A 12,416-nucleotide genomic window follows, 5' to 3' on the forward strand; every position below is an offset into this window, starting at 1 on the left:
ACAAGGTAGGCCCCTAGAGGTGTCTTGGCTTGTGGTTGGAGATGCTTATGTCCTTTGTTCCTTTACATATTCACAGTGACTACAGTCTGCTCGATGGGGCAAGTCAGCTACCAGAGTTGGTAGATCGAGCGATCGCACTAGGAATGAAAGCGATCGCCCTTACCGATCATGGTGTCATGTATGGAGCCATTGAACTGATCAAAATCTGCCGTAGTCAAAATATTAAGCCGATTCTCGGCAATGAAATGTATGTAATTAACGGCGATATCGAGAAACAAGAACGCCGTCCTAAATATCATCAAGTTGTTTTAGCTAAAAACACTAAAGGTTACAAAAATTTAGTTAAATTAACCACAATTTCTCACCTTAAAGGTGTTCAAGGTAACGGAATTTTTTCTCGTCCTTGTATTAATAAAGATTTACTAAAAGAATATCATGAAGGCTTGATTGTCACCAGCGCTTGCTTGGGTGGAGAAATTCCCCAAGCGATTCTCAGTAATAGACCCAGATGCCGCCCGCAAAGTTGCCCAATGGTATAAAGAGGTATTTGGTGATGATTATTATCTAGAGATTCAAGACCACGGCTCCCAAGAAGACCGAATTGTGAATGTTGAAATCGTCAAAATGGCGCGGGAGCTAGGGATTAAAATTGTTGCTACCAATGATTCGCATTTTATTTCTTGTTTTGACGTTGAAGCCCACGACGCTTTGCTATGTATTCAAACAAAAAAGCTAATTGCTGAAGATAAGCGGATGCGTTATAGCGGCACAGAGTATCTCAAATCTGGTGAGGAGATGCAGCAGCTATTTCGCGACCATTTACCGGATGAGGTAATTGCCGAAGCTGTAGCCACTACTGAAGAAGTCGCTGATAAAGTCGAGCCTTACCATATTATGGGTGAGCCTCAAATACCTACACCTCCCATTCCCTCTGGTCATACTGCTGACACTTACGCCGAAGATGTTGCATGGAGTGGACTTTTAGAACGATTAAATCGCAAATCTCGCCAAGAAGTCGATTCCGTCTATAAAGAAAGATTGGAATACGAACTAAAAATGATTCAGCAAATGGGTTTTTCCAAATACTTTTTAGTTGTATGGGACTACATCAAATTTGCTAGAGATAATAATATTCCTGTAGGGCCAGGTCGGGGTTCGGCGGCTGGTTCATTAGTTGCTTATGCAATGCGAATTACTAATATTGATCCTGTGCATCATGGGTTACTCTTTGAGCGTTTCTTGAACCCAGAACGGAAATCCATGCCTGATATTGATACGGATTTCTGTATTGAACAACGGGATAAAGTGATTGAATATGTAACTGAGAAATATGGTGCAGATAGAGTTGCCCAAATTATTACTTTTAACCGTCTAACTTCTAAAGCAGTTTTGAAAGATGTCGCCAGAGTATTAAATATTCCCCTCAAAGAAGCTGACACAATGGCGAAATTAATTCCTGTGGTACGGGGGAAACCAACGAAACTCAAGGTGATGGTTTCTGATAAAACTCCAGAACCAGAGTTTAAAGAGAAATATGATAGAGAACCCCATGTTCGCCATTGGCTTGATATGGCCATGCGAATTGAAGGAACTAACAAAACCTTTGGTGTTCATGCAGCCGGTGTGGTAATTTCTGCCGATCCACTTGATGAAATTGTCCCACTACAGAAAAATAATGACGGTTCTGTGATTACCCAATATTTCATGGAAGACCTGGAATCAATGGGTTTGTTGAAAATGGATTTTTTAGGTTTACGAAACCTGACATTGATTCAAAAAACTCTTGATTTGATTCAAGAAACTAAAGGCTATCGGGTCGATCCCGATGAAATTACTCACCAGGAAAGAAAAGCCCAGAGAATATTAGCTAAAGGCGAACATAGCACTCTCCCAAAAGATGTTCAAAAAACTTATGAATTATTAGAAGCAGGTGAATTAGAAGGGATATTTCAATTAGAATCTTCTGGGATGCGTCAGATTGTGCGAGATTTGAAGCCTTCTAATATAGAAGATATTTCTTCAATTTTGGCTCTTTATCGACCGGGCCCATTAGATGCGGGGCTAATTCCTAAATTTATTAACCGCAAACATGGTCGAGAAAAGATTGATTATCAGCACCAAGTTCTGGAACCAATATTAGACGAAACCTATGGAATTATGGTCTATCAAGAGCAAATCATGAAAATTGCTCAGGATATGGCCGGATATTCTTTAGGACAAGCTGACTTGCTGCGTCGGGCGATGGGTAAAAAGAAAGTTTCTGAGATGCAAAAGCAGCGAGAAAAATTTGTAGATGGCGCAGCAAAAAATGGCGTTCAGAAAAAAGTTGCGGATGAATTATTTGAGCAAATGTTAAAGTTTGCGGAATATTGTTTAAGCTATGACACGGAAATATTAACAGTAGAATATGGATTGTTGCCCATTGGGAAAATTGTAGAAAAAAGCATTGAATGTAATGTGTACAGCGTTGATAAGAATGGGAATATTTACACGCAACCTGTAGCACAGTGGCACGATCGCGGAGAACAAGAGGTGTTTGAGTATTGCTTGGAAGATGGTTCAATAATTCGGGCGACAAAAGACCATAAATTTATGACTGTTAATGGTCAAATGTTGCCAATTGATGAAATATTTGAACGGGAATTGGATTTAATGCGGGTAGAGAATTTGCCGAGTTAGCCAAAATAAAACTTGAGTAGTATGAGATTACGCTGTTGAATTAGCAGCGATCGTATTTGCAAGACAAATACTTTTATTTTTATGGTTGCTGAAAGCGATCGCTCCACTGATGGATGTACATGACGGCGATCTTTATAGAGAAAGGGTGATGCTATGCTTGCTATAAAAAGGATTGAGGATACAGTACGATGAAAACTCGCAGCTTTGCAGTCCTCATTTATAAAGAGGACGATATGTATATAGCTGAGTGTCCCGAAGTTGGTACGGTTGATCAGGGAGAGACAATCGAACAAGCAATTGCTAGCTTAAGACAGGCAACGCAGCTTTACTTGGAGGAATTTCCTCTACCTGAAACATCTCCAAGATATATGACCAGCATTGAAATCACCTATGCCTAAGTTGCCACGAATCTCAAGTAGAGAGGCAATTCGGGCACTGGAGCGTTTGGGTTTTGAGCAAATTCGACAAAACGGTAGTCATGTTGTGATGAAGAAGCAAACACCAGAAGGCACAATTGGCTGTGTTGTACCTGTGCATCAAGAACTGAAGGTAGGAACATTGAGCGGCATTCTTAAGCAAGCACAAGTTACACCGGAAGAGTTCATAGAAAATCTGTAAGCGATCGCTTTGAGTGCGAATTGGATTTGATACAGGTTGATGCGACTGGGGAGACAAGGAGAATAACCCGTGTCCCATGCCTAATACCCAATGACTCAATACGCTTGGGTTAAGGGCTACTGGGAAAAATTTTGGGTTTTTGAGACGCGATAAATCGCCGTCTCTACAAGTGTTTTGTTGCTCATTCTGAACTGTATTGCCCAATGACAAATGACTAATAACTAATGACCATTTGTGGTTTTCCCCAAAGGATGGTTTCTTGCTTGTAAATGGCAATTCCCGGTTTTGCTCCTTTGGGTTTGTAGACGTGTTTTGGTTGAGTGTAAACTACTGGCACTTGCTCGCTCTGACGGGCGCGACTGTAATATGCAGCAAGATTAGCTACAAATTGCAAATCACCTTCTTCGGCAACAGCACCCGGTTCTAGACGTAGTAACACATGGCTACCTGGAATTTCTTGAGCGTGGAACCATAAGTCATAATCCCCTGCTACACGAAAGGTTAATTGGTCATTTTGGCGATTGTTACGACCGATTAAAACTTCAAAGCCATTAGGCGTAAGGTAACGATAAAAGTTAGTGCTGGGAGGTTCGTTTGCACTGCGGCTGCGGTATTCTGGATCTTCTAAATACTTTTGCCCAATCAACTCTTCGCGGATTTCTTCTAAAGCTCGCAAATCTTCTGCTGTTTGGTAGTTATCTATTTGAGCTTTGGCGTAGCCCATCGAAGATATCGCAGCTTCTACTTGTTCTAAATACTCAATTTCTGTCTGCACTTCCAATAGTAGCGGTTCGACGGCAGCACGAGCGCGTTTCAGCTTTTGGTGCTGTTTATAAAGACTTTGAGCATTTTGGACGGCATTTTTATCTGGCTGGAGAGCGATCGCTACTGGCAAATTTGTCTCAAAATCAGCAAGGATAATTTCTTTCATCCCTGGTTCCCAGTTTTGCAAATGAGCCATCAATAAATCAGCTTTTTGCCGATACTCATCGGCTCGATCTGATTGCTGCAAGCGCGTCTCAAAGGTTTGAGCTTTATTGTGTAATTTCGCCAGAATATTATTCAATTTCTGACTCAACTGATGGCGCAATTGCGAAAATAACTGTTCGTTAATCTTGTTACTGTAATAGTGGTTGAGTAACTCCTGAATATTTTTGACCTTTTCAACTGCACCCCAACCCATTACGGTATAACCATCTTTTGTCCAAGCGGGTTGAAATTCTTTGGAATCTAGAGCTTGCAGCCATTCTTGCCAACGCTCAAATAGCCGTCGCCAGTCGTTGGGGTTGAGAGTATGGGTGGATGTTTCTGGTGCAATATTTGCTTCTAGCAGCATCAACTCCACTAGTACAGCACTCAAGCCACTATAACTTTTGAGCAATTGCTGCTTAATTGCTCCTGGTACTAAACTTACCCGTTCTTGCCAACGTTCTTGAGATTCGCTCAAGTAGGGGACATTTCTAGTTAGTTTCGGTGGTGTTTCATAAGGTTGTCCGGTTTGGATGGGACGGACACTAGATTGTTGCTGACTGACTTGATGAGCGGCGGTGATAATTATATTGTTAGCGTCGGTGAGAATGACGTTGCTATACTTGCCCATGATTTCTGCATAGACATGATATAGAGCGCTTTCTCCAGGACGACGGGCAAATTGTAAATCAATCACCCGCTCCCAAGGGGCGATCGCTTCAATCGCCACCAGTGCTAAACCACCCAATTGGTGAATCAGTTGTTGGCTAAAGGTAAAGGTATCTGGCGATCGCGGTGGCGGATCGCCAATACAAATATGTGCAGCTTGGGGATGCCAAGAAATTTGTAGCCAATCTCGCTGTTGCAGGGTGCGTAATGCCATCGCAATCGTATAGCGATCGCGCTGGTAAACTTGTTCTAAGCGTGATGGTAGCCAGTTAGCGCGGATTTCGCTACAAGCAGCTGTGAGAGTGGTAAAGTCAACTGGTTGCAAAGCGATTAGTTTTTAACATTCAAATGGTAGCGATCGCTATGCTTTTATTTTTGTTTAGTTAAAGCATAACAGACCTCACCTATCATAGCGGTTACTTGGTTTGGATAGCTGCGAATCAAAAAACGCAGAAATTATCATCAGATAAGCTTCTGCGTTTAAGCGATCGGTTCGTTTTTTATACAGTTATTTAGCAACCAAAACTGGTTCTTTTGCTGCTGATTGCACTAGTTCGGTGGTTGAGTGTACTAGTTCTTTGGCTGCTGATTGCACTAATTCAGCGGTTGAGTGTACTAGTTCTTTTGCTGTTGACGCTACTGTTTGTGGCTGCATCAGTTCGGTGTAAAGTTCACTCAGTTGATTTGCGACACCATCCCAGCTAAACTTAGTTTCGACGCGCTTTCTACCAGCTTTACCCAATTCATCTCGCCATTCTGGATTTAAGAGAATTCGGTCAATCGCAGAGGCAAAAGCATCTACATCTTGCGGTGGAGCCAATAAACCAGTTTTTTCATTAACTACAGTAAACTGAAGTCCGCCGACATCGCTTGCTATTACTGGTGTACCGCTTGCCATCGCTTCGATCGCTACTAATCCAAAGGGTTCGTAGTGGCTGGGAACAACGCAAACATCGGCAGCAGCATAATAAGTTGGTAAAATATCTTGACTCAGACGACCAGCAAAGGTGGTAAAGTCGCTCATTCCCAATTCGTTGACGATTTGCCCAATGCGATCGCGCTCAATTCCGTCGCTGTTACCTGGAGTGCTACCACCACCAATAATTAGCTGGATATTTTTGGAGTCGCGTAGTTGAGACTCGTTTACTGCCCGTACCAAAGTTTCTATACCTTTGCGTTGGTCAAAGCGCCCCACGTATAGTACAACTTTGGCTTCTTTGTCAATCCCTAATTCAGCCCTGGCTGCTTCTCGTCCAACAGAGCCAAAGCGCTGAATATCTGTACCACATGGAATGATATCGATATTGCCTTTTGTAGAAACTAGCGATCGCATGTGTTCCTGTTCTTGCGGACTTGTCGCTACAATTCGCTCTGCTTTTTCCAACACTTGTTTTTCCACTGCTAATCGCTGACTAGCAATCAAAGGAATATTTTCTATAGTGTTGTACTTGACTGCTCCTAATGAGTGGTAGGTGTGAACCTGTTTACTCTTTTGGATTTTATTTAACTGCATCCCCACCCAACTAGAGAGCCAGTAGTTAGTATGAACCAATTCGTATGTAATTTCGTTTTTTATTTGAAATTTGAGGAAATTATCCACAAATTCTGGCAGATATTCAAAAATTTCATCTCGCGGCACAAACTCAAGGGGGCCAGCTTTTAAACGGATAGTTCGACAATTGTTGCTATGTTCAACTATCGAGTCTTGCTCCAGACTCACTTTGCGGGTAAACATATCAACTTGCCATCCCAGCTGCGCTAGTGCTTCACCCACATTACGCACATAAACATTTTGTCCCCCAGCTTCTTCTTTCCCTATCTCAATCGCTGGGTCTCCGTGGACGGAAATCAAGGCGATACGTTTTTCGGTGGTAGAGTTCATAGTTTGTGTGTTGCTGATTTTAACAAAGTTTTGGATTGTTCCAAACACGTGTATAGCACACTTGCCTGAATTGTTTAGGAACTTTGATTATTATTCACTTTAATTTACTATGTCTAATTTTTTTTAACATCCTCTGTCAGAAATATACATTTAGTTTCTTTAGATATAGGAAATTGTTATATCCGTATCTCATCCTTTTGATAGATAAACATGAGATTTTTTCATTCATGTCTAGCTCTAATTTCATAGACATGGCAATTTTAATTAGCTCTCTACCTAGAGACTCAGTTCTCTGACTTGGGCGAGGATATCTCTGGTGAATAGGGGGTTTGACCCCCTAACATATCTCAGGGTTGGAAGTCAGAATTCAGAATTCAGGATTCAGCAATCTTGACGCGACGCTATCTGCTTTTTCGTTCAAAAGACCCCTTCTTGTATTCTGGCGACTGACGCCTTTATTCTGTTTCGATAAAAATATATTTATTTAGCTTATATTCTCTAAAAGAAATTTAAATTCTGTTTTTACGCAATTATACTGATTTTGCTTCAAACTAATAAATATAGATAGTCACCACCAATTTTCAAACGGAGAAGATTAATATATGAGTTTGATAGATGGTATATTTCTGACGATATTAAATACTGTTGCCTGTCTAGCACTGCCTAAGCTAGTATCTATAATTCTGTCTGCCAAAAACCAAAACACTGAGTCTTCAAAGTCTGCTATGACATCACAAGATTCTAACTCTGAAATTCCCAGTTTTTCTTAATGTAAACTGACGAGCTATAGATATCGCCTTGATGAGGAGAAAACTTAGTTATTGGTGCAAGGCGATATCTGAACAATAAATTATACAGATTGTGTTTTGGGAAAAGAATAAAAGCTGTTTTTCCATTCAACCTAAAATTTATACAGGAAAAAACTGGTCTACAGTACAGCTAAAACCAGGCAATAGCCCAGAAATGAGACGATCGCTACTAAATAAGGTTACTACCAAGTTAAGTTGACTTTGTTCGCGCCGATAGACCTCTAGTTTACGCGATCGCCAATCAGCAATCCAATATTCTTTGACTCCTCTGGAAGAATAAAGTTTAAGTTTTGCTTCCTTATCCCGTCTTTCGTCTGACTTACTTTCAGACAAGACTTCGACTACTAAATCTGGTGCGCCAGTTAAATGTCCCGCTTCATCCAATGTTAGCGCCAAGGTTTCTTTAGTAGCCCAAACTACATCAGGAATCACATTATCTGATTCTGAAAACAAAACGCCGGGGTTAATTACAGCTTCTCCTAAACCAGTAGACTCTGACCAAACATCAAGTCGTCCAAAAATCTTGCCACAAGTTTGTTGATGTTTAAAGTGAAGTACCCTAGTCACAAATAATTCTCCATCAACTATCTCGTAGCGCGTCCCCTCATTTTCTGCAAAGAGTTCCACATCGTGAATTGTCCAGCATACTCCATTATTAAGCATCTCACTCATCGGCTAACTCCTTTAATCTTGTTTATTACTTGTTCTGAACAAATTATCTCTTGCGATTTTCACGCCGCCACTTACTCCGTACTAAACGAATTTCATCAAAAGTGTAGCTTTCGCCTAGTTGTTCTTTGATGGGAGTGAGAGAAATATCTCCGAGTACTTCTAAAACTTGCCAAATTTTTTGTTGATGTTCTATAGATACTAATTGATTTAAATCAACTGGCTGATTTTTCTCAATAAGTTTTTCTAGATGATTGCTAACTGTTGCTGGACTAAGATTGCGCTTTTGGGCAATTTGAGCGATATTTAAACCTTGTTGATGCAATTGTAATGTCTGCAATTCAGTATAAGAAGAAGATGATTTGGCAGAAGATACGGAAGTAGCAGATTTATTTTGCAAACCTTTTTCTTGGCGGTAGGCGCGAATTTCTGTAAGAAACTTTTCACCATATTGAGCAAGTTTGTGACTACCTACACCAGAAAGTTTGGCAAATTCAGCTAAGTTTTGGGGTTGCACCTGTACCATCAATTTTAAAGTGGAATCGTGGAAGATGACGTAAGGTGGTACAGATTGCTCATCAGCTAATTGTTTACGTAGCGATCGCAACTTCTGTAATAATATTTCTGCAACTTCTGCTTTTTCACTCTCCGGTTCCCAGGTAATCTTTTGGACTGTGGTTACAGCTAGGGAAACTGTGCGTTGTTTTCGCATTACTTGCCAACTTAAAGCATTTAGTTTTAAAACTGAATAACCATCGCTAGTTTGTTCTATTAACCCTTGATGTAAAAGCGATCGCCCCAACATTCGCCATTCATCTACAGTTCTATCTTTACCAATACCGTAGGTAGAAAGTTTATCGTGTTCGTATTGAATAATTTTGTCTTTTTTTGCTCCTCGCAACACATCAATTATGTGTAGCATTCCAAACCTTTCTTTGCAACGCGCCACACAAGATAAAAATTTCATTGCTTCAATTGTCCAATCTTGCACGGGTTTGGGGTGACGACAATTGTCACAGTTACCGCAATTCCCAGGAAACCTTTCGCCAAAATAACCCAGTTGAATTGTTCGCCGACAATCAGTGCCTTCAGCGTAATCAATCATCTGCCGCAGTTGTTGTTTAGCAATCAACTGTTCTTGAGGGTCAGCTTTTTGATCGATACTCCATTCAATTGTTTTAACATCACCAAAGCTGAAAAATATTGTACATCGAGATGGTTCTCCGTCTCTACCAGCCCTACCCGATTCTTGATAATAACTTTCTATATTTCTGGGCAGATCGAAATGAACTACCAACCGGACATCGGGTTTATTAATTCCCATTCCAAAGGCAATTGTTGCTACTATCACTCGGACATCATCTCGAATAAATCGCGTTTGATTGCTACTACGTTCTTCATCACTTAATCCGGCATGATAAGGCAAAGCAATAACTTTATCATTTTGGAGTTTAAAAGTTAATTCATCAACTTTTTTCCGAGTTAAAGAATAAATAATTGTCGAACCTTCAGTTTCTCGAATTAGTTCTAATAATTCAGCGTAAGCATATTTAGTTTTAGGACGAACTTCGTAATAAAGATTTTCCCGGTTAAAACTGGCAAGATGGATGCTTGGTTGCTTCAGACCTAATTGTTGAATGATATCACTACGGACGCGATCGGTTGCTGTGGCGGTAAGAGCGACTGTAGGCACATCAGGATAGCGTTTCCGCAGAGATTTCAACTGGCGATATTCTGGACGAAAATCATGTCCCCATTCCGAAACACAGTGCGCTTCATCAATAGCAAAGCTGGAAATACCAATTTTTTCTTTAACTAAATCAAGAAATGGGAGAAACCTTTCACTGAGGAGACGTTCTGGGGCGACGTAGAGTAATTTTACTTTACCGCTGAGGATGGCTTCTTCCCGCGATCGCACTTGGTAAGCATTCAAACTGCTATTGAGAAATGTCGCATTAATATTATTATTTCGCAATGCCTCTACTTGGTCTTGCATCAAAGCAATTAACGGCGACACCACCACTGTTAGCCCATTTTTTAACAACGCTGGTAGCTGAAAACACAAAGATTTCCCCCCACCAGTCGGCATCACCACCATTAAATCTCGATTTTGCAGCGCATCTTCGATAATTTGCCGTTGTCCAGGGCGGAATCGATCGTAACCGAAGTGATATTTTAGCGCTTGTTCGAGATGGGGATACTGAAGCATAGCGATCGCTTTTTCGGGGGTCGTTCTGCGTGGGTAGTTATTAAAGATATCAGGATTTTAACTCACATCATCGGCAGCTTTGGTCAGAGTTGTGTTTGTGTTTGCCATTTAAATTTGCTAGTAATAACCAACCTACACATCGGCTGCACTTGGGTTATTGAGAGTTTTTTAACGAGCGTTATTCTGAGGTTTCCCTAGCAGCTCTTGACTTTGAACAGTGAGGAAATTGCAGGGATGTAGTAATATCGGTGCATTTTAGCTGTGATTCTAAAGCATCAATCTTTCGTAAAAGCGATACTCCCCACACTATAGAAATCACTAATTTAATGGTCATTCCCACGAGCAAAAGTGTCACTATTGTGGCATTTTTCTTTTGTTGAGCCAACCTTTTTTGTTGTTCTGCAAGTCGTGCTTCTACTTCTTGAGCGCGTTCAGCTTCTAAAGCCTGCTGTACTTCTCGCCGATCTAATTCTTCACTAGCAGCTAAAAATCGATAATCTAAGTTGCTCAAGCTTTTACCCTTTGCCCAAGTTTGAGCATCGATCAAGGCTTGTCCGCGCAATAGGCGAGATTTATCTTTTTCTTCTGAGGCTATCCATGCATTGAAGTTTTCGTAGTAAGGACGCAAGTAAGCTAGTTTTTTTCCAACCCATTCTAAATTAAAAACTTCTTGATAAATTCGATTTTTTACTTGGAGACAACCTTGTTTTTTGATTACCAAACCAGACAGCAACAGTTCTACCTGTTCTCGACTATCATCGGCTGGTACTTGCAATCCTTGGAGGACTTGCTGATAAATTCCTAGCAATCTGGCAGCAAATTTTTCGTTTCTGAGGATGCGATCGCGAATAGTTCGCAAATGCTCCGGTTCATCTTGTGATTCCCATTTCTCAATGACGTGCGATCGCACCACATTTTCTATCCAAAATTCTTCTGTGCCAGGAGGAATTTTTAGCTTTCTACCTAAATCATCTTGAGATAAACTCACAATTAGTCTGCACAGCTTTTGAGTAAGAAATGGTTGTCCTTCTGTCCAAGCTAATACTTCTTTCAAAACTTTCTGAGGATGATTGTCTTTAATATCTAATCCCAAAGATAGTGGTTGAGCTTCTTCAAAGGTAAAACCATTGACTTGTATAGTTTTACCAATATTAAACGGGGTAGTATTATCTCCATATATAACTAAGTCTGAAGGTGTCGCAACCCCAAAAATTGCAAATGTTATTCGATGATACTCTGGATTAATTGCTCGTTGGTTATAACAGAATCGAATCATGCTAAAAAAGTCATCAACGGAGAAATTGAGGTTAAGTATACTATCAATTTCATCAATAAAAATAAATAGCCTTTCGTTAGGAAACTGAGCTAATAAAACTTCCGAAATAAATCGACTGAGTTTCTGAACCAAACAAAGATCGTTTTGTTCTTGCCACCAAGTTTTTAAATTAATTTTTCCTAACAGTTTAAAACTTAACCATAAGTCACCAACAACTCCTTTGTACCACTGCTCTGGAGTTATATTTTCACAACCAATATTAGTCATATCAATGGTGGCACATTTAAAGCCCTCTTTTTGCAAACGGTGCTTTGTTTTTACCATCAGTGAAGATTTACCCATTTGTCTACAGCTTAGGATGTAGCAAAATTCACCTTGTTTCAAAGCTTCGTAAAGTTCCATATCCGCTTTGCGCTCAACATAGCTAGGAGCATCATTAGTGAGAGTACCACCAACTTGGTATCGATAATTTTTCATTTGATTGATTTTTAATTTTAAGTTTCTTCTATATCTCAATAGACTTCTTGGCATTTGTCGGGATAAAGGGGAAGGTGAAAAGGGTAAAAGGATAAAGAAATTCAAAATCCTTTCGCTTTAACATGAGTCCCTTTTCCCTCTGTTGCAAAAATATATTTT

At 40.4% G+C, this 12,416-nt stretch carries 6 protein-coding genes and 2 pseudogenes; 3 read left to right on the forward strand and 5 right to left on the reverse strand.

Going from position 1 to position 12,416, the window contains the following annotated elements:
- The first annotated feature begins 47 nt into the window (after window positions 1-47).
- The 3 genes and pseudogenes from NSTCB13_RS36390 (at window position 48) to NSTCB13_RS36400 (ending at window position 3,297) form a co-directional block, all read left to right on the forward strand.
- Window positions 48-2,679, forward strand: a pseudogene (locus NSTCB13_RS36390) (DNA polymerase III subunit alpha).
- 188 nt (window positions 2,680-2,867) lie between these two features.
- Complete coding sequence (locus NSTCB13_RS36395) at window positions 2,868-3,077, forward strand: type II toxin-antitoxin system HicB family antitoxin (protein WP_445626497.1); 210 nt, start codon at window positions 2,868-2,870, stop codon at window positions 3,075-3,077.
- Window positions 3,070-3,297 (forward strand): type II toxin-antitoxin system HicA family toxin, encoded by a 228-nt coding sequence (locus NSTCB13_RS36400; RefSeq protein WP_448266565.1) that lies wholly within the window; start codon window positions 3,070-3,072, stop codon window positions 3,295-3,297. The genes NSTCB13_RS36395 and NSTCB13_RS36400 overlap by 8 nt, the downstream gene beginning before the upstream one ends.
- A gap of 214 nt (window positions 3,298-3,511) precedes the next feature.
- Here the strand turns inward: NSTCB13_RS36400 and NSTCB13_RS36405 are convergent, their stop codons facing one another.
- From NSTCB13_RS36405 to NSTCB13_RS36425, 5 genes and pseudogenes are all read right to left on the reverse strand, one after another.
- Complete coding sequence (locus tag NSTCB13_RS36405; RefSeq protein WP_448275817.1) at window positions 3,512-5,260, reverse strand: Rqc2 family fibronectin-binding protein; 1,749 nt, start codon at window positions 5,258-5,260, stop codon at window positions 3,512-3,514.
- A gap of 321 nt (window positions 5,261-5,581) precedes the next feature.
- A pseudogene (locus tag NSTCB13_RS36410) lies at window positions 5,582-6,817 on the reverse strand (glycosyltransferase family 4 protein); the annotation flags it as partial.
- Between the two features lie 908 nt (window positions 6,818-7,725).
- On the reverse strand, window positions 7,726-8,298 hold the full coding sequence (locus NSTCB13_RS36415; protein ID WP_448275819.1) for a Uma2 family endonuclease: 573 nt from the start codon (window positions 8,296-8,298) through the stop codon (window positions 7,726-7,728).
- 43 nt (window positions 8,299-8,341) lie between these two features.
- On the reverse strand, window positions 8,342-10,504 hold the full coding sequence (recQ, locus tag NSTCB13_RS36420) for a DNA helicase RecQ (RefSeq protein WP_448275821.1): 2,163 nt from the start codon (window positions 10,502-10,504) through the stop codon (window positions 8,342-8,344).
- 178 nt (window positions 10,505-10,682) lie between these two features.
- Window positions 10,683-12,257, reverse strand: a complete 1,575-nt coding sequence (locus tag NSTCB13_RS36425; RefSeq protein WP_448275822.1) for an AAA-like domain-containing protein — start codon at window positions 12,255-12,257, stop codon at window positions 10,683-10,685.
- Window positions 12,258-12,416: the final 159 nt, after the last annotated feature.

It is taken from the genome of Nostoc sp. DSM 114160, assembly GCF_053470305.1.

Coding starts and splice junctions, on each gene's coding strand:
- NSTCB13_RS36395 (WP_445626497.1), top strand. CDS start 2,868: ATGAAAACTCGCAGCTTTGCAGTCCTCATTTATAAAGAGGACGATATG.
- NSTCB13_RS36400 (WP_448266565.1), top strand. CDS start 3,070: ATGCCTAAGTTGCCACGAATCTCAAGTAGAGAGGCAATTCGGGCACTG.
- NSTCB13_RS36415 (WP_448275819.1), bottom strand. CDS start 8,298: ATGAGTGAGATGCTTAATAATGGAGTATGCTGGACAATTCACGATGTG.
- recQ (WP_448275821.1), bottom strand. CDS start 10,504: ATGCTTCAGTATCCCCATCTCGAACAAGCGCTAAAATATCACTTCGGT.
- NSTCB13_RS36425 (WP_448275822.1), bottom strand. CDS start 12,257: ATGAAAAATTATCGATACCAAGTTGGTGGTACTCTCACTAATGATGCT.